Below are 21987 nucleotides of genomic sequence, written 5' to 3' on the forward strand. Positions count from 1 at the left end.
TCAAGCGGAAGGCCCCGACCGTAGCGGCTCGGGGCTAGCCGCCACCGGGCGTCAGCCCAGCAGCGAGATATCGGCGACCCCGAGGAACAAGCCGCGCAGCTGCGCCAGCAACGCGTAGCGATTGGCGCGCACGGATGCCAGCTCGGCGTTGACCAGTACGGCCTCGAAGAAGGCATCCACCGGCTCGCGCAGGCTGGCCAGGCGTTCCAGCGCCTCGCGATAGCAACGGGCGGCGGACAGCGGGCCGACCGCGTCTGCGGCAGCTGCCACGGCTTGGGCCAGGGCCTTCTCGGCGGCATCCTGCAGCAGCGCCGGGTCGACGCTGGCCGGCACCTGCCCTTCGAACTTGCCGAGCAGATTGGACACGCGCTTGTTGGCCGCGGCCAGCGCCTCGGCTTCCGGCCGGGCACGAAACGCCTGCACGGCCTGCACGCGTTGGTCGAAGTCCAGCGGCGCGGTGGGCGTCAGCGCTCGCACGGCCTGGTACACGGCGACATCGACGCCTTCGTCCTCGTAGCGGGCACGCAGGCGGTCGAACACGAAGTCCTGGACCTGGGCGGCGAGCCCCTCGACCTTGACCTTGTCGGCGTATTGCTCGATGGCGAAGGCAATGGCCTGGGCCAGATCGAGGTCGAGCTGCTTCTCGATGAGGATGCGCAGCACGCCGAGCGCGGCGCGGCGCAAGGCATAGGGGTCCTTGCTACCGGTGGGCAGCATGCCGATGCCGAAGATGCCAACCAGGGTGTCCAGCTTGTCGGCCACCGCCAGGGCGGCGCCGGTCAGGGTGCTCGGCAGCTCGGCGCCGGCACCGCGCGGCATGTACTGCTCGTTCAGCGCGAGGGCGACGTCTTGCGCCTCGCCGTCATTGAGTGCGTAGTAGTAGCCGGCGATGCCCTGCATCTCGGGGAACTCGCCGACCATCTCGGTGGCCAGGTCGCATTTGCACAGCAGGCCGGCGCGGGCGGCGCGCTCGGCGTCGCCGCCCACCTGGCCGGCGATGAACGCGGCCAATCGGGATACCCGTTCGGCCTTGTCGAACACCGAGCCCAGCTGGGCCTGGAACACCACGTTGGCCAGGCGTTCGTTGAAGCTTTCCAGCTTCTGCTTCTTGTCCTGCTTGAAGAAGAATTCGGCGTCGGTCAGGCGCGGGCGCACGACCTTCTCGTTGCCGGCGACGATCTGCGCCGGGTCGCGGCTCTCGACGTTGGCGACGGTGATGAAGCGCGGCAGCAGCTTGCCGTTGGCATCCAGCAGGCAGAAGTATTTCTGGTTGTCCTGCATGGTGGTGATCAGCGCTTCCTGCGGTACTTCGAGGAAGCGTTCTTCGAAGGAACAGACCAGCGGTACCGGCCACTCCACCAGAGCAGTGACCTCGTCGAGCAGGCCGGCGGGCACGATGGCCCTGCCCTGCTCCGCCGCGGCCAGTTCGTCGACGCGCCGGGCGATCAGCGCGCGGCGCTCGGCGAAGTCGGCCAGCACATAGGCGCCGCGCAGGTCCTCCAGGTAGCTCGAAGGCTTGGAGATATGCACCTGGCCCGGACTGTGGAAGCGATGGCCGCGGGACTCGCGGCCGGCCTTCTGGGCGAGGATCTCGCAGTCGATTACTGTGTCGCCGAACAGCATCACCAGCCACTGGGTCGGGCGGACGAACTCTTCCTTGCGCGCGCCCCAGCGCATGCGCTTCGGAATCGGCAGTTCGTTCAGCGATGCTTCGACGATGCCGGGCAGCAGGTCGGCGGCGGGCTGGCCGGGGATGTTCTGGCTGAATTTCAGCTTCGGGCCGCTCTTGTCGATCTGCTCCAGATCGACGCCGCACTTCTTGGCGAAGCCAAGGGCAGCCTGGGTCGGGTTGCCGCCGGCGTCGAAGGCTGCCTGCAACGGCGGGCCATCGAGGTTGAGGCTGCGGTCCGGCTGCTGGGTTGCCAACTGCTCGACCAGCACCGCCAGGCGGCGCGGCGCGGCGTACGCGCGGGCACCTGCATGGGCCAGCCCGGCCGTCTTGAGGCCTTTTTCAATACCGGCGAGGAACGCGTCGGCAAGGCTCTTCAGGGCCTTGGGCGGCAGCTCTTCGGTACCCAGTTCGACGAGAAAATCCAGTGCACTCATTCCGCGGCCTCCTTCAGCTTGGCCAGCACTTCATCACGCAGTTCGGGTTTGGCCATGGGGAAGCCGAGTCTGGCGCGGGCTTGCAGGTAGCTCTGCGCCACGGCGCGGGCCAGGGTGCGCACACGCAGGATGTAACGCTGGCGCTCGGTCACCGAGATGGCGCGGCGGGCATCCAGCAGGTTGAAGGTGTGGGACGCCTTCAACACCATTTCGTAGGTCGGCAGCGGCAGTTCCAGTTCGCTTAGGCGATTGGCTTCGCTCTCGTAGAAATCGAACAGCTCGAACAGCTTGGGCACGTTGGCGTGCTCGAAATTGAAGGTGGACTGCTCCACCTCGTTCTGGTGGAACACGTCGCCGTAGGTGACGGTGCCGAACGGTCCGTCGGTCCAGATCAGATCGTAGACCGAGTCGACGCCCTGCAGGTACATGGCCAGGCGTTCCAGGCCGTAGGTGATTTCGCCGGTCACCGGGTAGCACTCGATGCCGCCGACCTGCTGGAAGTAAGTGAACTGGGTGACTTCCATGCCGTTCAGCCAGATTTCCCAGCCCAGGCCCCAGGCGCCGAGGGTCGGCGACTCCCAGTTGTCCTCGACGAAGCGGATGTCGTGCACCAGCGGGTCGATGCCGATGCGCTTGAGCGAGCCCAGGTAGAGCTCTTGGAAATTGTCCGGGTTCGGCTTCAACACCACCTGGAACTGGTAGTAGTGCTGCAGGCGGTTGGGGTTCTCGCCGTAGCGGCCGTCGGTGGGACGCCGGCTGGGTTGCACGTAGGCGGCGTTCCAGGTCTCGGGGCCGATGGCACGCAGGAAGGTCGCGGTGTGGAAGGTGCCGGCGCCAACTTCCATATCGTAGGGCTGGAGCACCACGCAGCCCTGCTCGGCCCAGTATTGCTGGAGCGCGAGGATCAGGTCTTGGAAGGTGCGCACGGCGGGCGTAGTCTGGCTCACAAATTCACCTGTGCTGAAGCTTCGACGTAAAGCGCCGGAGTATACCCGATTAGTCCCCGTCTCAACGCAAGGAAAGCCTTATGCCGCGCTGCTTCTGGTGTACCGACGACCCCCTGTACATCGCCTACCACGACCACGAATGGGGCGTGCCCCAGTACGACAAACAGGCCCTGTTCGAACTGCTGCTGCTGGAGGGATTCCAGGCCGGATTGTCGTGGATCACCGTGCTGAAAAAGCGCGAGCGCTATCGCGAGGTATTGTTCGGCTTCGACGCCGAGCGCCTGGCGCGGCTGAGCGACGAGGAAATCGAAACGCTCATGCAGGACCCCGGCATCATTCGCAACCGCTTGAAGCTCAAGGCCGTGCGGCAGAACGCCCAGGCCTGGCTGAAGCTGGCAGACCCGGTCGCCCTGCTCTGGTCCTTCGTCGGCGGCGAGCCGAAGATCAACCGCTTCAGCGGCCGTGGCGACATGCCGGCGCTGACCGACCAAGCGGAGGCGATGAGCAAGGCGCTGAAGAAGGCCGGCTTCACCTTCGTCGGGCCAACCATCTGCTACGCGTTCATGCAGGCGGCGGGCATGGTGATGGACCACACCACCGATTGCGATCGCTATGCCGAGCTGGTGGGCGAACCGGCCTGAGCGGCTCGCAGCCGGCTCGCGCCCGGGACGGATCGCTCGGGTACAATACGCGCCTTTCGATTCACGGGAGACCGTCTGTGGAGAAGCTCAAGGGCGCGCTGGTGGTGGCCTTCCTGCGTCTTTTCGCGCTGTTGCCCTGGCGCCTGGTGCAGCGTGTCGGCGCCGCCATCGGCTGGCTGATGTGGAAGCTGCCCAACCGTTCGCGCGACGTGGCGCGCATCAACCTCGGCAAGTGCTTTCCCGCGCTCGACGCGGCCGAGCGCGAGCGCCTGGTCCGCCGCAGCCTGCGCGACATCGGCATGACCATGACCGAAAGCGCCTGCGCCTGGATCTGGCCGGCGTCCAAGTCCCTCGGGTTGATTCGTGAAGTCCAGGGCTTGCCAGTACTGGAAAGCGCCCTGGCCAGTGGCAAGGGCGTGGTGCTGATCAGCAGCCACCTGGGCAACTGGGAAATGCTGCTGCAGTACGTCTGCTCGAAATGCCAGCCGATGATTCTCTATCGCCCGCCGAAGCTGAAGGCCGTCGACGAACTGCTGCTGCGCCAGCGTACCCAGCTGGGCAACAGCATGGCGGCGTCGACCCGCGAGGGCATCCTGTCGATGGTCAAGTCGGTGCGCAAGGGCGGTGTGGTCGGCATTGCCGCCGACCCGGAGCCGAGCGTATCCAGCGGCCTGTTCGTGCCCTTCTTCGGCGTGTCGACGCTGACCAGCAAGTTCGTGCCGTCCCTGGTGCAAGGGCGCAAGGCCGAGGCGGTGTTCATGCATGCGCTGCGCCTGGAAGACGGCAGTGGCTACCAGGTGGTGATCGAGGCGGCGCCCGAGGCGCTGTACGGCGAGGACATGGACGCCGCGGTGGCCGCGCTCAACCAGGGCATCGAGCAACAGGTGAAGCGCTTCCCCAGCCAGTACATGTGGAGCATGAAGCGCTTCAAGAAGCGTCCTGCCGGAGAGGCCAAATGGTATTGAAGGCGCTTCGTCATCGCTGTAGCGTGGCGCCATCTACCTGAAAAAACACAACAACAGGGTCGATCATGGAAAACAAGCGCGAAAGCCCCCGCACATCGCTCAAGGTTCGCATCCGCATCGACCATCCGCAGCACGGGCAGATGCTGGTGCGCACCCGGGACATTTCCAATACCGGTGTTTTCGTGATCCTCGACGATGCGCAGAGCCTGTTGAAGATCGGCGAAGTAGTCAGCGGCCAAGTACAGGACCTGCCGGTCGAAGCGCCGGTGGTGGCGATGGAAGTGGTGCGCTTCGAGGCCACGGGCATGGGCCTGCGCTTCATCGAGACGTAGGACCGGCCGACGCCCGCCCGCTCAGCGTTCGGCCGGCGCGTCTTCCGGCATCATCAGGACCAGCGGTTCGCAGTCGGCCTGGCGGCAGCCGCGGAACTGCCGGTCGTCCGGTTTCTGCCAGAGGCTGGCGACGGCGGCGGCGTTGATCTCGAAATTCCATACCGTTCCTGCGCGATCGCGCAGCCGGCCTTCGACCCGGCAGGGCAGCCAGTCGAACTGGTAATGCAGCGCCTGGCCATCGACCACCTCGCTGAGGCTGAGGAATCGCTCGGCATCCGCCGCCGATAGCTGCCAGTGGCGGCAGGCTTCGGGCAGTCCCGGGTCCTTGGCGGCCTGCATGCTCAGCAGCGGTTGCCCCACCTCCAGCACTTCGAAGGGTTCCAGCGGCTCCGCCGCGGCCAGGCTGAGGGACGCCGCGCCGCTGGCGGCGAGCAGCAGCAGGACGCGGGCTGGGTGGCTTATCGACATGAACGCACTCCTGCGACGGTGTGAGCATGCAGACCGCGCCGGAACAGTGAAGTGCCGAGCGCCAGCCGGAGTGGAGCACACGCCGAAGGCGGCAGCGAGAGACCCGTCGCTCAAAGGTCGAGCTCCAGGCGGCGGCCGACGAAGCCGTCCAGCGCACCGACTTCGAGCAACTGGCGAATCCAGGGGCCGAGCAGGTCCTGGCGGCTGTCCAGCGGTCGTCCCGGTCCCCAGCCGTGGGGGCTGTCGGCGAAACGTGCGTGGTTGGCGCTCAGCGCTTCGAGAATCCGCTTGTCCTGGCCCAGCACCACGCCGAACAGCGGTCGCAGGGTCAGGCGCTTGAGCCATCCCGGCAGACGGCCACGGCGTGTCGCGACCCGGGCGATCACCTGCAACCGGCCACGCTCGGCGGGCACCAGCCAGGCACTGACCAGCAGGGTGAGGCGACCGGCGCGGTCGCGGTACTCGATTTCCGCCAGTCCCGGCAGCCGAAAGCGACCGAAGCTCTCGCCGCGGCTGCCCTCCAGCAGGCGCGAGACCAGCCCGTCCTGCGTGCCTTCCTCGCTGTAGCGCGCCTCGATGCCGTCGTCGAGTGCGCGCACCTCGGCAATCACTCGTTGCCGCCGCGCGTCCCGGCGAATCCAACCGGCGTGCACGAAGTGGGTATGGAAGGCGTCGAGGAAATTCTCGGCAGCTTCCAGCAGGCTGCAGCGCACCTGGTCATGCAGCCAGAACACGTCCAGCGCCTCCTTCGTCTGCGCCGGCGCACAGGGCGCGCTCCCCGCCCCCGCGGTGGCACGCACCCACACCAGGCCGTGGGCTTCGCAGGTTTGCAGCGACTGCAGCAGCGGCCCCCGGCTGCGTTGCTCGTGCGTGCCGGGGACCCGGGTGCAGTGGCCGCCCGCGTCGAAGCGCCAGCCGTGGTAGGGGCATTCGACGGCGCCGTCGCGCACGCAACCTTGGCTCAGCGGCGCCAGGCGATGGGGGCAGCGGTCCGGCAGCGCCGCCGGCTGGCCGCCGCTGTCGCGGAACAGCACCAGCGGCCGGCCGTGCAGCACCCGCGCCAGCGGCCTGCGGGCGCCGAGCTGGCGGGTGGTCGCCAACGGCCACCACCAGGCAAACGGATCGTCGCCCTGTCTCATAGCTTGAGCATCCTCATCAGCGGCACGCCGATGCCCTGCAGCAGCGCGGCGAGCAGGTGCCAGACCAGGCGCTGGCGCAGCGGCAGATGAGCGATATGCACCAGGCTGTATTCGATTTGCGCCTGGCCGCCGCGCAGGCGCTTGAAGTGCGCGGCACCGGAGCTGAAGTTGAGCACCATGCGCCGGTTCGCTGCCTCCGCCAGGCACAGCCGGGTCAACTGGCGGTAGAGGCCGGCGCGCTGCGGCAATGCGGTGTCGTAGCCGACGATGGGCGCGCTGAGCACCGCATCGCTGGCGAACCAGCCGGCCACGCCGTCGATGCGCCCGCTGGCGCTGCGCAGCACGCGCAACTCCAGCCAGCCGTCGGCCACGCCCTGGCGCAGCCAGGCGGCGCGATAGTGCGGGTTGAGCGGCGAGTACTTGTCCAGGTAGAGCAGGTTGTAGAGCTGCTCCAGGCGCTCGAACTCCACCGCGGCCAGCGCCTCGCCGCGTTCGACCCGGTAGTCGCTGCGGCGCAGCAGGCGGGCGTCGTGGCGGCAGTTCTGGTGTTGCAGGTAACGGCTGTCCGCGCCGGCCCGGCCATCGAACAGGTAGACCTGGCGGCTCGGTACCGCCAGGTAACCCAAGCCCCGCAGCCGGGCGAGCAACGTGCCGTTGTTCGCCGGGTTCAGCGAGCGGAAGCCGAAGGCGTGCTGGGGAAAGCGGGTGCGCAGCAGCTCGGTCAGTTCAGCCAACTGTTCGCCGTGCCAGTCGCCGGGATACAGGTTGGTCGACAGCAGCCAGTTGTTGACCTGCACGATGCGCTCGAGGCGTGCGTCGGCCAGCAGGCGCTCCACGCCGTCGACCAGGGGCCGCAGCAGGCGCGCCAGCCACGGGCGCCGCAGCCGCTGCAATTCGTCGCGGGCGTAGCCGCTGTAGGCGGTCAATGGCGAGACCACGTAGCAGTTGTCCGGCCGCTCGCCGCCATCATTGAGCGACACCGGCATCTGCCAGCGACCGAGATCGAGCAGCAGCAACTGCGTGTGCAAATTGTCGATGCCACGCTCGGCGTGGCCGCGCACATAGCGCGCGGCGGGGCTGTCGCAGGCCGCCAGGCTCGGCTCGTCGGCCGCCAGCAACCTCATGGCTGCGGCGCCTCCAGCGATTGGCCATCCCACTCGATATCCACGGTGGATGCGGCCAGCAAGCCGCGCCGGCGTGCCAGTGCGCGGCCGGTGATCTCGCCGACGCCCACCAGTTGTGCCCACAGCGGACCGAGGTCGCCGTCACGCACGATCACATCGCGGCCCAGCCGATAGTCTTGCCAGAAGTCCCGGGAGAACAGATGGCGCGGTGCGGCCACCAGCAGCATCGCCAGCGCCACCATGCGCGGCGCCGGGCTGGCCAGCAGCGCGCTGGGCCGGGGTTCGCAGAGCGCGGCGAGCAGTTGCTGCGGCTGGTCGTCGAACAGGTGGATGCCGCTGGTGGCGCGCGGGTTGCACTCGAGCACCTGGAACTGGCCGGCGCTGTCCTCGATGAAGTCGAAGCCGACCTGGCCGGTGTAGCCGGTGGCGCGGCCGAACGCCTCGACGAAGGCCAGCACCGCGGCGGGCCGGGTCGGGCTGAAGTAGATGCCCGAACCGCGGCCGACGCGGTAGCGCGGCTGGTAGCAGGCGTGGGCACGCAATTCGCCGTCGACCAGCAGGCTGAAGCTGCAGTGCTCACGGCCGGCGACGAAGCGTTGGGCCACCCAGGGCTGCGCCGGCGTTGGCCGCAACGCGCGAACCTGGCCCGCGGTCGGTCGGATCAGGGTGCGCGAGGCGAAGCGCGAGTAGGCCGGCTTGAATACCCAGGCCTCGCTGTCCGAGGCCAGCGCCTCGGCCTGGTCGCGGGTTTCCAGCAACCGCGTCGGCGGTGCTGCTATCGGCCAACCGCGGGTCAATTCGGCGAACTGCCCCTTGTGATGGAGCTGGTGCAGCAGCGCGAAGTCACTGGTCAGCACGCGGCACAGCGACGCCAGCTGCGGCAACCCATGGGCCAGGTAGAAGACTTCCTCGCAGGTCGGCAGCAGCAGGTCGATGCGTCGGTCCCGGACCAGCGCCGCCAGCGCTTCGATCCAGGTCTGGGGATTGGCACGGGGCTCGGGCAGGCGGACGAAGGCCTGCACGGCGCGGCTGGAACGCGCCAGCGGCCAGGCCAGCGAATCGGCAACCGTCACCCGGTGGCCGCTGGCGGCACAGGCGCGCGCCCATTCCAGGCACGCCGGGGCGCGGGCACCGAGGATCAGTACGTGCATGAAGGCTCCTCCGGGCGCTGTGCCAGCCGCAATCGGCGACGCTTGGCTCCGGCCTCGGGTGCCTGCCAGGGGCCGAATGCCAGTCCTGCGGGGCGCACGCCCTGCCGTTCGAACAGCTCGCCCAGGGCCCGTCCGATCGCCGCCTGCGCCTGTTCCGGCGAATCCGCCAGCAGGCCCAACTGCCAGGTCATGCCCTGCTGGCACACGCTCCACTCGTGGATGTCCGCGGCGGCGGTGGTGATGGCTCGTCGCACCAGGTCCGGATACAGCGGCCGCAGTTCACCGCCGTCCTGCGCCGGCAGCCAAAGCACCTCGTCGGCGCGGCCCTCGATGGCCTCCAGGGTACGCTCCGCCCTGCCGCACGGGCACGGCTGCGCGGCCAGGCGCAGGATGTCGTTCAGGCGGTAGCGCACGATGGTCTGGGTGGTACGGGAGAAGTCGGTGATCACCGGCAGGAAGCGCCGCTGCTCGGCGTCGAGCCACTCGGGTTCGACCATCAGGTGGCTCTCGTTGAGATGCAGGTTGCCCCGCTCGCAGCTGTAGCCGAGAAAGCCCTCGCTGGCCTGGTAGATCTGTGCCGGACGGCGGCCGAAGGCCTGCTCGATGCGCGCGGCGTCGGCTGCTTCGAGCACTTCGGCCACCGCGACCAGATGCCGTGGGGCGATGCGCAGGCGGCCGGCCAGCTTCGCCTCGGCCAGGCCGCGCAGCACCGTGGCTGGGGCCACCAACACGTCCGGCTGCTGGCGCTCGAGCACGGGCCGCGCGGCGTCCAGGCCGAGCAGCAGGTCATGGAAGGCGAAGTCGATCCGCCGGCTGGCCAGGGTGGTGTAGAGGCGGCTGTTGGCACGCAGGAAGAAGGCGATGCGCAGCGGCGGCTGCCCAGGCAGCAGGTGCCTGAGCAGTGCCCGTGGCAGGGTACGGGCGAGCAGCGTGCCGGCCCAGCGCTCGCGTTCCTCGGCGCTGACCAGGAACACCCCGCGATGCCCGGAAGTGCCGCTGGACAGGCCGACGGTGAACTCGCCCAGCAGCGGCGCGAAATCGCGCGATTCCTCGGCCCGCAACGCTACCTCGAGGGCCGGTTGCAGCTCGATGCCGCGCGTGTTGCAGGCGGCGAACTGGCTCATCAGCACGTGCTTGTCCATGTACGGCAGCTGCTCCAGGGGCAACCCGGCCAGTGCATGGAAACGGGGCGCCCGCGGCATCACCCCACGGAGGAATCGCTTCAGCCGGCGCCGCTGCCAGGCTTCCAGCGCGGCGCGGCTGCGAAAACGCAGGCACCAGCGGCTGTGGGCGAAGCTGACGGCGATCCGCGCCAGGCTGCGCAAACGTTCAACGGCCATGTTGGAAGGCCTCCCGGGCCGCGCTGCAGTGCGATGGCAGGATCGCCAGGACCGGTTCGCGCCGGTGCAGCGCACCGAGGGCGGCGAAGGTCGTGCGGTAGGCCCGGACATCGGCGCTGCTGAACCAGAGGGTCGCTGGAGGCGGCAGGCGACCGTCGCGACAGGCCGGCAGGGAGTAGCAGGCGTCCGCCGCGAGCAGCACCGGGCGGCCGCCGGCGTCGGCGATGAACAGGCCGAGCTGGCCGTGGCTGTGGCCCGGCAGCGGCACGCCGAGCAGGCTGCCGTCGCCGAACAGGTCGAGGCCGTCGGCGAAGGGTGCCATCCAGGCCGGCAGCGGCCGCGTCGGGCAGTCGTCGGCCTGGCTCAGGCGGGCCAGGAAGTCGTCCGGCAGCAGGCTGGGCAAATGGCCGTGCAGGGTTGCCTGCCAGCGCTTGCCGCGCAGCCCGAGCAGTTGCTCGCTGTCGGCGCGCAGGGCGATGTAGCGGGCACGCGGGAAGTCGCGCAGGCCGGCGACATGGTCGCCGTGATAGTGCGAGACGATGATGTGGCCAATGTCGTCGGCCGTCAGCCCGCGCGCGGCCAACTGCGCCAACAGGCATTCCTCGGCCGGCAGCGAGACCGGCAGCATGCGGCGATAGAGGCGCTCGGGCAGCCGCTCGGTGGCGGTGAGGAAGTGTTCGGCGTAGCCGGTGTCGTAGAGCATCCAGCCGTGCTGCGGATGCCGCAGCAGGCCGCAGTAGGAGGGAAACTCCACCCGGGCCAGGCGTGCGCCGCGTGCGGCCATGCACTCCAGATGGCGGCACCAGCCGACTCGCAGCCATTCGAACGGTACGCTGCTCATCGGATCTGCTCCCTCCACCAGTGGGCATGGCGGCGGATGCCCTCATCCAGGCCGACGCGCGGCTGCCAGCCCAGCTCGTCGCGAATGGCGCGGGTGTCCAGGGTCTGGCTGAAGGCGAGCACCCCGGCGCTATAGCGGGTCAGCAGCGGTTCGGCGCCCGAGCCCAGGCGCGCGGCGGTCTCCAGTACGCGGGCAAGGGTCGAGACCAGTGGCCAGGGCAGGCGGCGGGTGCGCAGTGGCAGGTCGAAGGCGTCGGCGACTCGGGCGAGCAGATGGTCCAGGCGGATCGGTTCGCCGTTGCTCAGGTTGTACAGGTTGTAGCGGCGCGGCAGCGGGTGGGTCAGGCCGAGGCAGATCGCGTCGACCAGGTTGTCGATGTAGGTCAGGTCCAGCTCGGCCTCGCCGCCGCGCATCAAGGGGATCGCCCCGCGCCGCATCACCCGCAGCATGCGCGGCATCAGGGTGGCGTCCCAGGGGCCGAAAATCGCTCGCGGGCGCAGCACCAGCGTCTGCCCAAGGTCCGCCTGTTGCAGCAGGACTTCCGCCTCGCCCTTGGTGCGGGCGTAGCGGTTGACCGGTGGCGGTAACGGCTCGTCCTCGCGAATACCCAGGCGGTCGCGGAAATCGAAATACAGGCTCGGCGTCGACAGGTGAACCAGGCGCGCCACGCCGTGGGCGCGGCAGGCGTCGATCACCTCCCCGGTCGAGTCGAGGTTGGCGCGGCGAAACGCTTCCTGGCTGCCCCAGGGGGCGGACAGCGCGGCGCAGTGGACCACCGCGTGCGCACCCTCGACCGCCATCAGCAGGCTCGCGGCGGCGCCGTCGGTGCCATGTTCGAGCGGCACGAAGCGCAGCGGAGCCGGCGTCAGGCGCAGTACCTCCTCGGCCGCCGCGCGGTTGCGGCCGCAGAAGACCACCTCGCAGCCCTCGGCTGCCAGACGCCAGGCGATATGCCGCCCGACGAAGCCGGTGCCGCCGGTGACCACGACCTTCATGCCAGCTCCAGCAGCATGCCGCCCAGCGAAAGCCCTGCGCCGCTGCCGAGCAGCAACACCCGCTGGCCGGGCTGGAGACGCCCGTCGCGCAGGGCGATGTCCAGGGCCGTGGGTAGCGAGGCGGCGACCTGGTTGCCATGCTCGGCGAAGATGTCGACCACCTTCTGCGGGGCGAAGCGCAGGCGTCGGGTCAGGTGCTCCATGGCCAGGCGGCTGGCCTGGTGCGGGATCACCCAGTCGATCTGCTCGCGGCTGATCCCGGCCTCGCCGAGCAGGCTGGCGAGGAACCCCGGCAAATGGCTCGAGGCCAGGCGATAGACCGCCTTGCCCTGCATGGCGAAGCGCGTCAGCGGCAGGAAGGCTTCGCCGACCCGCGTCGGATGGTGCCGCGAGCCGCCGGCGGGAATCTGGCAGAACGCTGCGCCCTGGGAATAGGTGCGCAGTTGCGAGGCGAGGATGCGCAGGCCGCGGCCGCTGCCCGGCGCGCCGAGCACCACGGCGGCGGCGCCGTCGCCGAAGATCGTCGCGCTTTCCAGGTGCTGCCAGTCCAGGCCGCAGGAGGCGATGTCGGCGCAGACCAGCAGCACCCGCCGGTAGCGCCCTGCGGCCAGCGGCCAGGACAGTTGGTCGAGTGCGGCGATGAAACCGAGGCAGCTGGCATTGATGTCGAACGCCGGGATGCCGCTGCGGCCGAGGCCGAGTTCGCGGTGGACCAGGGCGGCGTTGCAGGGCATGCCCTGGTCCATGGTGCCGCTGGCGGCGACCACGCAGTCGAGCTGTTCCGCGGTCAGGCCGGCGGCCTCAAGCGCACGCTGGGCGGCCAGCGCAGCAAGGCTGGCGGCGGTTTCGTCAGGGCCGGCGAAGGCGCGGCTGCGTACACCACCGACTCGTTCCACGGTTCCGGCCTTGAGACCCAGCGAATGGTCGAGTTCGGTGCTGGTCAGGCGGCGTTGGGGCAAAGCGCGGCCGCTGCCGAGAAGTGCGAGGCGGCGGACTTGGGAGGAGTCGATCAAGAGGCACAATCCATTGTTCGGACAACGATTCAGCCGTGCATGATGAAGCAGTCGAGCCGGTCCGCCTACCTTGGCGCCGACCGACGCGTATATTTTGCGACGGCGTCAGCTCTGGCGCTGCAACCGACGGAGGAAGACGCTCATTTCCTTCTCCGCCTGCTTGTCGCCATGTTCGCGGGCGGCGGCCAGGCCCTGTTCCCAGGCGTGCCGGGCCGCATCCTTGTCGCCTTGAGCGTCGAGGGCTTTGCCGAGCAGCTTCCAGGCGGCCGAATACTTGGGGTCGAAGGCCACGCAGCGTTGCAGGTGCTCGGCGGCCCTGGCACTGTCGCCGCCGTCCAGGTAGGCCTTGCCCAGGCCGAAGCGCAGCATGGCGTTGTCCATGCCCTTGGCCAGCATCTTCTCCAGGGATTCGATCATCACGAGGCTCCGCTCAGAAGAAGGTCAGGCCGACCTGGAACAGCCGCTCGACGTCGCGGATGTATTTTTTGTCCACCAGGAACAGGATCACGTGGTCGCCGGATTCGATCATGGTGTCATCGTGGGCGATCAGCACCTCCTCGTCGCGAATGATCGCGCCGATGGTGGTGCCCGGCGGCAGCGGGATGTCCTCGATGGCGCGGCCGACCACCTTGCTCGACTTGGCGTCGCCATGGGCGATGGCCTCGATGGCTTCGGCGGCGCCGCGGCGAAGGGAGTGCACGCTGACGATGTCGCCGCGGCGCACGTGGGTCAGCAGGGTGCCAATGGTGGCCAGCTGCGGGCTGATGGCGATGTCGATCTCGCCGCCCTGCACCAGGTCGACGTAGGCCGGGTTGTTGATGATGGTCATCACCTTGCGCGCGCCGAGCCGCTTGGCCAGCAGCGACGACATGATGTTGGCCTCGTCGTCGTTGGTCAGCGAGAGGAAGATGTCGGCGTCGTTGATGTTCTCCTCGACCAGCAGGTCTTTGTCCGAGGCGCTGCCCTGCAGCACGATGGTGCTGTCCAGGGTTTCCGACAGGTAGCGACAGCGGGCCGGATTGCGCTCGATGATCTTCACCTGATAGCGGCTCTCGATGGCCTCGGCGAGGCGCTCGCCGATGTGCCCGCCGCCGGCGATCACCACCTTCTTGTAGCTGTCCTCGAGGCGGCGCATCTCGCTCATCACCGCGCGGATATGGCCCTTGGCGGCGATGAAGAACACCTCGTCGTCGGCCTCGATCACCGTATCGCCCTGGGGGATGATCGGCCGGTTGCGACGGAAGATCGCCGCCACCCGGGTATCCACGTTGGGCATGTGCTGGCGCAACTGGCGCAGCTCCTGGCCGACCAGTGGGCCGCCGTAGTAGGCGCGCACCGCCACCAGCTGGGCCTTGCCTTCGGCGAAGTCGATCACCTGCAGCGAGCCGGGGTATTCGATCAGGCGCTTGATGTAGTTGGTCACCACCTGCTCGGGGCTGATCAGCACGTCCACCGGGATCGCCTCGTTGTCGAACAGGCCGGCGCGGGTCAGATAGGCCGACTCGCGCACGCGGGCGATCTTGGTCGGGGTGTGGAACAGGGTGTAGGCGACCTGGCAGGCGATCATGTTCACCTCGTCGCTGTTGGTCACCGCGATCAGCATGTCGGCATCGTCGGCACCGGCCTGGCGCAGCACCGTCGGGAAAGAGCCACGGCCCTGCACGGTACGAATATCCATGCGGTCGCCGAGGTCGCGCAGGCGATCGCCGTCGGTGTCCACCACGGTGATGTCGTTGGCCTCCACCGACAGGTGTTCGGCGAGGGTGCCGCCAACCTGGCCGGCGCCGAGAATGATGATCTTCATGCGAGTCCTTCCTCAGCCGCGGACGGAGGCGGCGATCTTGATCAGCTTGGCATAGTAGAAGCCGTCGTGGCCGTGCTGCTGTGCCAACAACTGGCGGCCATGGGGCTGCTTGATGCCGAACGGGCCGGCGATGTCCAGTTCGCGGGCACCGGGGGTGCGGGCGAGAAACGCGGCGATGGTGTCGGAGTTTTCCGCCGGCAACGTCGAGCAGGTGGCATAGAGCAGCACGCCGCCGACTTCCAGGGTTGGCCAGAGGGCGTCGAGCAGCTCGCCCTGTAGCTGGGCGAGTGCCGGGATGTCGTCGGCCTGGCGGGTCAGCTTGATGTCCGGATGACGGCGGATCACCCCGGTGGCCGAACAGGGCGCGTCGAGCAGGATGCGCTGGAACGGCTGGCCGTCCCACCAGGCCGCGACGTCGCGGCCGTCGGCGGCGATCAGCGTGGCGTCCAGGCCAAGGCGTTGCAGGTTCTCGCGGACTCGCGCCAGGCGGCTTTCCTCGAGATCGACGGCAACCACTTCGGTCAGGCCCGGCTCGGCCTCCAGCAGGTGGCAGGTCTTGCCGCCGGGCGCGGCGCAGGCGTCCAGTACCCGCTGGCCGGGAGCCAGCTCGAGCAACTCGGCGGCCAGTTGCGCGGCTTCGTCCTGCACGCTGACGCGGCCTTCGGCGAAGCCGGGCAGTCCGGTGACGTCGCACGCCTCGTGCAGGCGAATGCCGTCGCGGCTGAACGGGCAGGCTTCGGCGGCGATGTCGGTCTGGCGCAGCTCGGCGAGATAATCGTCGCGACTACCGTGGCGTCGATTGACCCGCAGGATCAGCGGCGGATGGGCGTTGTTCGCCGCGCAGATCGCTTCCCACTGCTCTGGCCAGTGGGCCTTGAGTGCCTTCTGCAGCCAGCGCGGGTGGGCGGTGCGCACCACCGGATCGTGCTCCAGTTCGGCCAGCAGTTGTTCGCCTTCGCGCTGGGCGCGACGCAGCACGGCGTTGAGCAGGCCCTTGGCCCAGGGCTTCTTCAACTTGTCGGCGCAGCCGACCGTCTCGCCGATGGCGGCGTGGGCAGGGATGCGGGTGTGGAACAACTGGTAGAGGCCCACCAGCAGCAGCGCTTCGACGTCCTTGTCGGCGCTCTTGAAGGGCTTCTGCAGCAGCTTCTCCGCCAGTGCGGCGAGGCGCGGCTGCCAGCGCGCGGCGCCGTAGGCCAGGTCCTGGGTCAGGCCGCGGTCGCGCGGTTCGACCTTGTCCAGCTGCGCCGGCAGGCTGCTGCCCAGCGAAGCCTTGCCGGCAAGCACGGCGCCGAGGGCGCGGGCGGCGGCCAAGCGCGGGTTCATGCGCCCAGCACCGAACCGATGGCGAACTGGTCGCGGCGGCTGTTGTACAGGTCGGCGAAGGCCAGCGGCTTGCCGCCGGGCAGTTGTAGGCGGGTCAGGCGCAGCGCGCCCTGGCCGCAGGCGACGGTCAGGCCCTCCTTGCTCACGGCAAGGATGCGACCGGGTTCACTGCTACCCTCGCCCAGCTCCGCCGCCAGCACCTTCAGCGGCTCGCCGTGCAGCGTGCTGTGGCTGATCGGCCAGGGGTTGAAGGCGCGGATCTGCCGTTCCAGCGCTATCGCCGGGCGGTTCCAGTCGAGACGTGCCTCGTCCTTGTTCAGTTTATGGGCGTAGGTCGCCAGGGAGTCGTCCTGCACTTTGCCGACCAGCGTGCCGGCCGCCAGTGCGGCGACGCCCTGCACCAGAGTCTGCGCGCCGAGGCTGGCGAGGCGGTCGTGCAGGCTGCCGCCTGTGTCTTCGGGGGCGATCGGGGTGATGGTCTTGAGCAGCATCGGCCCGGTATCCAGGCCGGCTTCCATTTGCATCAGCGTCACCCCTGTTTCGCGGTCGCCGGCCTCGATGGCCCGCTGGATCGGCGCCGCACCGCGCCAGCGCGGCAACAGCGAGGCATGGCTGTTGACGCAGCCGAGGCGCGGAATATCCAGCACCGCCTGCGGCAGGATCAGGCCATAGGCGACCACCACCAGCAGGTCGGGAGCGAATGCTGCCAGCTCGGCCTGGGCCGCCGGGTCGCGCAGTGTCTTGGGCTGCAGGACCGGAATGTCGTGGCGGACGGCGAGCTGCTTGACCGGGCTGGGCATCAGTTTCTGGCCGCGACCGGCGGGGCGATCCGGTTGGGTGTAGACCGCGACGATCCGGTGTGGGGTTTCGAGCAGGGCTTGCAGGTGTTCGGCGGCGAATTCCGGGGTGCCGGCGAAAACGATGCGCAGGGAATCGGACATGCTTTCTCGCTAAGAAAAAAGGCTTGCCGAGGCAAGCCTTTGGGTTGTTACGCCTGGAGCCGGTGCTGTTTTTCCAGCTTCTTGCGAATGCGGTCGCGCTTGAGGCTGGACAGGTAGTCGACGAACAGCTTGCCGTTGAGGTGATCGCACTCGTGCTGCACGCACACCGCCAGCAGGCCCTCGGCGATCATCTCGAAGTGTTGGCCATCGCGGCCCAGCGCCTTGATGCGCACCTTCTGCGGACGCTCGACGTTTTCGTAGAAACCGGGGACCGACAGGCAGCCTTCCTGGTATTGCTCGCATTCCTCGGTCAGCGGCTCGAACTCGGGATTGATGAACACCAGCGGTTCGCTCTTGTCCTCGCTGACGTCGATCACCACCAGGCGCTTGTGCACATTGACCTGGGTAGCCGCGAGGCCGATGCCGGGGGCGGCATACATGGTTTCGAACATGTCGTCGATCAACTGGCGCAAAGCGTCGTCAACCACGTCCACCGGCTTGGCAATGGTGCGCAGGCGCGGATCGGGAAATTCGAGGATGTTCAGGATCGCCATATGCGTTTGTGATGCACTTGTGGAATAAAGTAAAAATCCGCTGCTAAGATGATGAGCAGCATTGAAAAAACGGGTTCACGCCGCGCTTCCCTAGGACAAGCCGCGGCGCTAGGGCGCTTCACGTGAATACACATAATAAAGGGATTCACCGTATGAGGAAATCACTACTCGCCCTGCTGCTGCTTGCCGCAGGGGGTTTGGCCCAGGCCGCAGTCGAGCTCAAGCAGGGGCATCCCGAGCAATATACGGTGGTCAAAGGCGACACCCTATGGGATATCTCCGGACGCTTCCTGAGCCAGCCCTGGAAGTGGCCGGAAATCTGGCATGCCAATCCGCAGATCGAAAACCCGCACCTGATCTATCCGGGCGATACCCTGAGCCTCGTCTATGTCGACGGCCAGCCGCGCCTGATGCTCAACCGCGGCGATTCGCGCGGGACCATCAAGCTGTCGCCGCAGGTTCGCAGCACGCCGATGGCCGAGGCGATCCCGACCATTCCGCTGGAGGCGATCAACAGCTTCCTGCTGTCCAACCGCATCGTCGATACTGCCGAAGCGTTCCAGAAGGCGCCCTACATCGTCGCCGGCAATGCCGAGCGCGTGGTCAGCGGCACCGGTGACCGGGTCTATGGCCGCGGCGAGTTCCCGGACGAACAGCGTATCTACGGCATCTTCCGCCAGGGCAAGACCTACATCGATCCGGAAACCCAGGAATTCCTCGGCATCAACGCCGACGATATCGGCAGCACCGAGGTGGTTTCCGAGGAAGGCGACATCGCCACGCTGAACCTGACCCGCACCACCCAGGAAGTGCGCCTGGGCGACCGCCTGTTCCCCACCGAGGAACGCGCGATCAACTCGACCTTCATGCCCAGCGAGCCGGATAGCCAGATCAACGGCGTAATCCTCGACATACCGCGTGGCGTGACCCAGATCGGCCAATACGACGTGGTGACCATCAACAGGGGCAAGCGCGACGGCCTGACCGAAGGCAATGTGCTGGCGATCTACAAGACCGGCGAAACCGTTCGCGACCGCGTGACCGGTGAAAGGGTCAAGATCCCGGATGAGCGCGCCGGCTTGCTGATGGTGTTCCGCGCCTACGACAAGCTCAGCTATGGTCTGGTCCTGGCCGCCAGCCGCTCGCTGGAACTGATGGACAAGGTTCGCAACCCGTAATACCCCAAGCCCCGCTCCGCGGGGCTTTTTTCGTTTCCCCTGCCGCTTCGGCGGCGCGACTGATCAAGGACGATCGCCATGTCGCAGTCTTCTGTCCATCGCATCACCCCTGCCGAGCTGGAAGCCCGCCTGCGCCTGCATTGCCTGCCGGAGCTGGGTCCGCGGCGTTTCGCCAGGTTGCTTTCCGCGTTCGCTAGCGCCTCGGCCGCTCTCAGTGCGCCAGCCGCTGCCTGGCGTGCCCTGGGTTTACCTTCAGCCAGCGCCGAGGCTCGTCGCAGCGTACCCGTGCGCGAACGTGCCGCCGCCGCATTGGCCTGGCTGGAGCAACCCGACCAGCACCTGCTGATGTGGGACGATCCGCATTACCCGGCGCTGCTTGCGGAACTGAACGATGCGCCGCCGCTGCTGTTCGTCGCCGGCGATCCCGCACTGCTGGAGCGACCGCAACTGGCTATGGTCGGCAGTCGGCGTGCTTCGCGACCGGGTCTCGACACCGCCCGCAGCTTCGCCCGCAGCCTGGCTGGTGGCGGTTTCGTGATCACCAGCGGTCTGGCCCTGGGCATCGACGGCGCCGCGCATCAGGGTGCCCTGGACGCCGGCGGCGGTACGGTGGCGGTACTCGGCACCGGTTTGCAGCGGCTCTATCCGCAGCGGCATGTGCGGCTGGCGGCGGATATCGTTGGCAATGGCGGCGCGCTGATTTCCGAGCTGCCGCTGGACTGCCCGCCCCACGCGAGCAACTTCCCCCGGCGTAACCGCATCATCAGCGGCCTGTCCCTCGGTGTGCTGGTGGTGGAAGCCAGCCCGTCGAGCGGTTCGCTGATCACCGCGCGGCTGGCGGTCGAACAGGGGCGCGAGGTCTATGCGATTCCCGGTTCGATCCACCATCCCGGCGCGCGCGGCTGTCATCAGTTGATCCGCGAGGGTGCGACTCTGGTGGAAAGCATCGAGCACATCCTCGAAGCGCTGCGTGGCTGGCAGGTATCGGCGCCTGCCCAGGCGACGCCGGCGAAGGCCGGAGCAAGCCACCCCTTGCTGGATTTGCTGCGCGCCGCCCCCCACAGCAGCGAGGCGCTGGCCGCCGCCAGCGGCTGGCCCCTACCCCAGGTGCTGGCGGCACTGACCGAGCTGGAGCTGGACGGCCAGGTCGCCTGTGAAGCCGGCCATTGGGTCGGCTGTGCGTAAGGTAACCATTCGGCAATAGACGCTCCGCTCGGCTTGGTTAAACTGCGCGCAGTTCAATCCGGGGAGCATGGCGATGGTAAGCAGTTGGCGAGTGCAGCGGGTGGCGCGAATCGTGCGCGAGGGCGGGGTCATCGCCTATCCGACCGAGGCGGTCTGGGGGCTCGGCTGCGATCCGTGGAACGGCGAGGCGGTCTACCGCCTGCTGGCGCTGAAGGAGCGGCCGGTGGAAAAGGGCTTGATTCTGGTGGCCGACAACATTCGGCAGTTCGACTTCCTGCTCGCCGACCTGCCGGATGCCTGGAAGGCGCGCCTGGCCAGTACCTGGCCGGGGCCGAATACCTGGTTGGTGCCACACCAGGACCGTCTGCCGGAGTGGATCGTCGGCCGCCACAGCAGCGTCGCCCTGCGGGTCAGCGACCACCCGCTGGTGGGTGAACTCTGCGCGCTGACCGGGCCACTGGTGTCCACCTCGGCCAACCCTGGCGGGCGCCCGGCGGCGCGCACGCGGCTGCGGGTCGAGCAGTACTTCCCGCGCCAACTGGATGCCGTGCTCGGCGGTGCGCTGGGTGGGCGCAAGAACCCCAGCATCATTCGCGACCTGGTGACCGGCGAGGTGGTGCGCCCGGCATGAGAGGCTCTGCGCCGCAATGCTTCCGTAGGTTGGGTGAGCGGCACAATGCCAGGTGCCAGCCAGCCGCTTAGCCGTTCGGGCGCCGCGTAGTCCAACGGTGCGAATGCTCGGTGGGTTACGGCGCGCCTTGGCTGCAGGGTGTTCCTGCCCACCGTGCTTGTGCGCGCCTAACCCACCCTACGGTGCTGCTACGATTCAGGGCAGCAATACAGTCGAGCCGGTGGTCTTCCGGCCGGCCAGGGCGCGATGGGCGTCGGCGGCGTCCTGCAGGGCGAAGCGCTGGCCGATTTCGATCCTGATCTTGCCGCTTTGCACCATCTCGAACAGCTCGTCGGCCATCGCCTGCAGGTGCTCCGGCGTGTCTGCGTAGCCGCCAAGGGTCGGACGGGTGACGTAGAGCGAGCCCTTCTGCGCCAGCATGCCGAGGTTGACCCCGCTGACCGGCCCCGAGGCGTTGCCGAAGCTGACCAGCAGGCCACGTGGCGCCACGCAGTCCAGCGAGGTTTCCCAGGTGTCCTTGCCCACCGAGTCGTAGACCACCGGGCACTTCTTGCCGTCGGTCAGCTCCAGAACCCGCTGCACGACGTTCTCCCGGCTGTAGTCGATGGTCGCCCAGGCGTCGAGGGACTCGGCCAGCGCGGCCTTCTGCGCCGAACCGACGGTGCCGATCAACTTGACCCCCAGGGCCTTGGCCCACTGGCAGGCGATACTGCCGACGCCGCCGGCCGCCGCGTGGAACAAAATAGTTTCGCCGCCCTGCAGGCGATAAGTCTGGCGCAGCAGGTATTGCACGGTGAGGCCCTTGAGCATCATCGCCGCTGCCTGCTCGAACTCGATGGCCTCCGGCAGCTTGACCAGATGGCCTTCCGGCAGCGTGTGCAGCTCGGCATAGGCGCCCAGCGGGCCGGTGGCGTAGGCCACGCGGTCGCCGGGGCGCACACGGCTGACCGCACTGCCCACCGCTTCCACCACGCCGGCGCCTTCGCTGCCGAGGCCCGAGGGCAGGGCCGGCGGCGGATACAGGCCGCTGCGGTAGTAGGTGTCGATGAAGTTCAGACCGATAGCGTGGTTGCGTACCAGTACCTCATGGGGGCCGGGTTCGCCGGGATTCTGGTCGATCCACTGGAGGACTTCGGGGCCGCCGTGGGTGCTGAACTGGATGCGTCTGGCCATTGCGTGGTTCCTTCTCGGAGGGCCTGGGAGCGCCTATCCAAGCGCCGCCGCCGGCCTGCGTCAATCGTCGCAGATGCTATGCTAGCGCCTCTTTTCGCCGCCGGCCCAAGCGCCGCGCGGCTTTGCCAGCGTT

At 68.2% G+C, this 21987-nt stretch carries 22 protein-coding genes; 6 read left to right on the top strand and 16 right to left on the bottom strand.

Translation table 11 applies throughout. The features are described 5' to 3' along the window. Positions 1-51: 51 nt before the first annotated feature. Positions 52-2106 (bottom strand): glycine--tRNA ligase subunit beta, encoded by a 2055-nt coding sequence (glyS, locus tag ACWKV7_RS07690; RefSeq protein WP_483857073.1) that lies wholly within the window; start codon positions 2104-2106, stop codon positions 52-54. Next, positions 2103-3053: a glycine--tRNA ligase subunit alpha gene (gene glyQ / locus ACWKV7_RS07695; RefSeq protein WP_483857074.1), complete on the bottom strand. Its 951-nt coding sequence runs from the start codon at positions 3051-3053 to the stop codon at positions 2103-2105. Before glyQ ends, glyS begins: the two co-directional genes overlap by 4 nt. A gap of 80 nt (positions 3054-3133) precedes the next feature. On the opposite strand from glyQ, the gene ACWKV7_RS07700 reads away from it, so the two are divergent. The 3 genes from ACWKV7_RS07700 (at position 3134) to ACWKV7_RS07710 (ending at position 4991) form a co-directional block, all read left to right on the top strand. Further along, positions 3134-3694, top strand: a complete 561-nt coding sequence (locus tag ACWKV7_RS07700) for a DNA-3-methyladenine glycosylase I (RefSeq protein WP_483857075.1) — start codon at positions 3134-3136, stop codon at positions 3692-3694. A 77-nt stretch (positions 3695-3771) separates the two neighbouring features. Continuing rightward, complete coding sequence (locus ACWKV7_RS07705) at positions 3772-4659, top strand: lysophospholipid acyltransferase (RefSeq protein WP_483857076.1); 888 nt, start codon at positions 3772-3774, stop codon at positions 4657-4659. A 65-nt stretch (positions 4660-4724) separates the two neighbouring features. After that, entirely contained in the window at positions 4725-4991 is a 267-nt protein-coding gene (locus ACWKV7_RS07710) for a PilZ domain-containing protein (protein WP_483857077.1), read from the top strand. Positions 4992-5012: 21 nt separating this feature from the next. On the opposite strand, the gene ACWKV7_RS07715 is transcribed toward ACWKV7_RS07710, so the two are convergent. The 13 genes from ACWKV7_RS07715 to def all read right to left on the bottom strand — a co-directional run bounded on the left by ACWKV7_RS07715 (position 5013) and on the right by def (position 17687). Then, a complete protein-coding gene (locus ACWKV7_RS07715; protein WP_483857078.1) occupies positions 5013-5459 on the bottom strand; it encodes a hypothetical protein in 447 nt (148 codons plus the stop codon). A gap of 110 nt (positions 5460-5569) precedes the next feature. After that, positions 5570-6598: a Rieske 2Fe-2S domain-containing protein gene (locus ACWKV7_RS07720; protein WP_483857079.1), complete on the bottom strand. Its 1029-nt coding sequence runs from the start codon at positions 6596-6598 to the stop codon at positions 5570-5572. After that, entirely contained in the window at positions 6595-7722 is a 1128-nt protein-coding gene (locus ACWKV7_RS07725; protein ID WP_483857080.1) for a GNAT family protein, read from the bottom strand. The genes ACWKV7_RS07720 and ACWKV7_RS07725 overlap by 4 nt, the downstream gene beginning before the upstream one ends. Beyond that, a complete protein-coding gene (locus ACWKV7_RS07730) occupies positions 7719-8873 on the bottom strand; it encodes an ATP-grasp domain-containing protein (RefSeq protein WP_483857081.1) in 1155 nt (384 codons plus the stop codon). Before ACWKV7_RS07730 ends, ACWKV7_RS07725 begins: the two co-directional genes overlap by 4 nt. Then, entirely contained in the window at positions 8861-10213 is a 1353-nt protein-coding gene (locus tag ACWKV7_RS07735; RefSeq protein ID WP_483857082.1) for a F390 synthetase-related protein, read from the bottom strand. The genes ACWKV7_RS07730 and ACWKV7_RS07735 overlap by 13 nt, the downstream gene beginning before the upstream one ends. Beyond that, positions 10203-11054, bottom strand: coding sequence for an MBL fold metallo-hydrolase (locus ACWKV7_RS07740; RefSeq protein ID WP_483857083.1), 852 nt, complete (start codon positions 11052-11054; stop codon positions 10203-10205). Before ACWKV7_RS07740 ends, ACWKV7_RS07735 begins: the two co-directional genes overlap by 11 nt. Further along, complete coding sequence (locus tag ACWKV7_RS07745) at positions 11051-12049, bottom strand: NAD-dependent epimerase/dehydratase family protein (protein WP_483857084.1); 999 nt, start codon at positions 12047-12049, stop codon at positions 11051-11053. Before ACWKV7_RS07745 ends, ACWKV7_RS07740 begins: the two co-directional genes overlap by 4 nt. Further along, complete coding sequence (locus ACWKV7_RS07750; RefSeq protein ID WP_483857085.1) at positions 12046-13062, bottom strand: 3-oxoacyl-[acyl-carrier-protein] synthase III C-terminal domain-containing protein; 1017 nt, start codon at positions 13060-13062, stop codon at positions 12046-12048. Before ACWKV7_RS07750 ends, ACWKV7_RS07745 begins: the two co-directional genes overlap by 4 nt. A 105-nt stretch (positions 13063-13167) precedes the next feature. After that, on the bottom strand, positions 13168-13479 hold the full coding sequence (locus tag ACWKV7_RS07755; RefSeq protein WP_487249201.1) for a tetratricopeptide repeat protein: 312 nt from the start codon (positions 13477-13479) through the stop codon (positions 13168-13170). A gap of 13 nt (positions 13480-13492) precedes the next feature. Beyond that, the gene (gene trkA, locus ACWKV7_RS07760; protein WP_483857087.1) at positions 13493-14866 is read right to left on the bottom strand and encodes a Trk system potassium transporter TrkA; all 1374 of its coding nucleotides are present in this window, start codon (positions 14864-14866) and stop codon (positions 13493-13495) included. A 12-nt stretch (positions 14867-14878) separates the two neighbouring features. After that, positions 14879-16192, bottom strand: coding sequence for a 16S rRNA (cytosine(967)-C(5))-methyltransferase RsmB (rsmB, locus tag ACWKV7_RS07765; protein ID WP_483857088.1), 1314 nt, complete (start codon positions 16190-16192; stop codon positions 14879-14881). Then, the gene (fmt, locus tag ACWKV7_RS07770) at positions 16189-17133 is read right to left on the bottom strand and encodes a methionyl-tRNA formyltransferase (protein ID WP_483857089.1); all 945 of its coding nucleotides are present in this window, start codon (positions 17131-17133) and stop codon (positions 16189-16191) included. The genes rsmB and fmt overlap by 4 nt, the downstream gene beginning before the upstream one ends. Positions 17134-17180: 47 nt before the next feature. After that, entirely contained in the window at positions 17181-17687 is a 507-nt protein-coding gene (def, locus tag ACWKV7_RS07775) for a peptide deformylase (RefSeq protein ID WP_483857090.1), read from the bottom strand. A 152-nt stretch (positions 17688-17839) separates the two neighbouring features. Here def and ACWKV7_RS07780 point away from each other — a divergent pair, with 152 nt between their 5' ends. The 3 genes from ACWKV7_RS07780 (at position 17840) to tsaC (ending at position 20681) form a co-directional block, all read left to right on the top strand. Beyond that, positions 17840-18865 (top strand): LysM peptidoglycan-binding domain-containing protein, encoded by a 1026-nt coding sequence (locus tag ACWKV7_RS07780; protein ID WP_483857091.1) that lies wholly within the window; start codon positions 17840-17842, stop codon positions 18863-18865. Between the two features lie 78 nt (positions 18866-18943). Continuing rightward, a complete protein-coding gene (gene dprA, locus ACWKV7_RS07785; RefSeq protein ID WP_483857092.1) occupies positions 18944-20050 on the top strand; it encodes a DNA-processing protein DprA in 1107 nt (368 codons plus the stop codon). Between the two features lie 73 nt (positions 20051-20123). Next, complete coding sequence (tsaC, locus tag ACWKV7_RS07790; protein WP_483857093.1) at positions 20124-20681, top strand: L-threonylcarbamoyladenylate synthase type 1 TsaC; 558 nt, start codon at positions 20124-20126, stop codon at positions 20679-20681. Positions 20682-20876: 195 nt separating this feature from the next. On the opposite strand, the gene ACWKV7_RS07795 is transcribed toward tsaC, so the two are convergent. Further along, positions 20877-21854, bottom strand: coding sequence for an NADPH:quinone reductase (locus tag ACWKV7_RS07795; protein ID WP_483857094.1), 978 nt, complete (start codon positions 21852-21854; stop codon positions 20877-20879). Positions 21855-21987: the final 133 nt, after the last annotated feature.

The organism is Zestomonas ipomoeae (genome assembly GCF_057128665.1).

What these genes read in the sequence shown, in the direction of transcription:
- glyS (WP_483857073.1), bottom strand. Translation starts at nt 2,106, where the DNA reads ATGAGTGCACTGGATTTTCTCGTCGAACTGGGTACCGAAGAGCTGCCG.
- ACWKV7_RS07700 (WP_483857075.1), top strand. Translation starts at nt 3,134, where the DNA reads ATGCCGCGCTGCTTCTGGTGTACCGACGACCCCCTGTACATCGCCTAC.
- ACWKV7_RS07710 (WP_483857077.1), top strand. Translation starts at nt 4,725, where the DNA reads ATGGAAAACAAGCGCGAAAGCCCCCGCACATCGCTCAAGGTTCGCATC.
- ACWKV7_RS07715 (WP_483857078.1), bottom strand. Translation starts at nt 5,459, where the DNA reads ATGTCGATAAGCCACCCAGCCCGCGTCCTGCTGCTGCTCGCCGCCAGC.
- ACWKV7_RS07720 (WP_483857079.1), bottom strand. Translation starts at nt 6,598, where the DNA reads ATGAGACAGGGCGACGATCCGTTTGCCTGGTGGTGGCCGTTGGCGACC.
- ACWKV7_RS07725 (WP_483857080.1), bottom strand. Translation starts at nt 7,722, where the DNA reads ATGAGGTTGCTGGCGGCCGACGAGCCGAGCCTGGCGGCCTGCGACAGC.
- ACWKV7_RS07730 (WP_483857081.1), bottom strand. Translation starts at nt 8,873, where the DNA reads ATGCACGTACTGATCCTCGGTGCCCGCGCCCCGGCGTGCCTGGAATGG.
- ACWKV7_RS07735 (WP_483857082.1), bottom strand. Translation starts at nt 10,213, where the DNA reads ATGGCCGTTGAACGTTTGCGCAGCCTGGCGCGGATCGCCGTCAGCTTC.
- ACWKV7_RS07740 (WP_483857083.1), bottom strand. Translation starts at nt 11,054, where the DNA reads ATGAGCAGCGTACCGTTCGAATGGCTGCGAGTCGGCTGGTGCCGCCAT.
- ACWKV7_RS07745 (WP_483857084.1), bottom strand. Translation starts at nt 12,049, where the DNA reads ATGAAGGTCGTGGTCACCGGCGGCACCGGCTTCGTCGGGCGGCATATC.
- ACWKV7_RS07755 (WP_487249201.1), bottom strand. Translation starts at nt 13,479, where the DNA reads ATGATCGAATCCCTGGAGAAGATGCTGGCCAAGGGCATGGACAACGCC.
- trkA (WP_483857087.1), bottom strand. Translation starts at nt 14,866, where the DNA reads ATGAAGATCATCATTCTCGGCGCCGGCCAGGTTGGCGGCACCCTCGCC.
- rsmB (WP_483857088.1), bottom strand. Translation starts at nt 16,192, where the DNA reads ATGAACCCGCGCTTGGCCGCCGCCCGCGCCCTCGGCGCCGTGCTTGCC.
- fmt (WP_483857089.1), bottom strand. Translation starts at nt 17,133, where the DNA reads ATGTCCGATTCCCTGCGCATCGTTTTCGCCGGCACCCCGGAATTCGCC.
- def (WP_483857090.1), bottom strand. Translation starts at nt 17,687, where the DNA reads ATGGCGATCCTGAACATCCTCGAATTTCCCGATCCGCGCCTGCGCACC.
- ACWKV7_RS07780 (WP_483857091.1), top strand. Translation starts at nt 17,840, where the DNA reads ATGAGGAAATCACTACTCGCCCTGCTGCTGCTTGCCGCAGGGGGTTTG.
- dprA (WP_483857092.1), top strand. Translation starts at nt 18,944, where the DNA reads ATGTCGCAGTCTTCTGTCCATCGCATCACCCCTGCCGAGCTGGAAGCC.
- tsaC (WP_483857093.1), top strand. Translation starts at nt 20,124, where the DNA reads ATGGTAAGCAGTTGGCGAGTGCAGCGGGTGGCGCGAATCGTGCGCGAG.
- ACWKV7_RS07795 (WP_483857094.1), bottom strand. Translation starts at nt 21,854, where the DNA reads ATGGCCAGACGCATCCAGTTCAGCACCCACGGCGGCCCCGAAGTCCTC.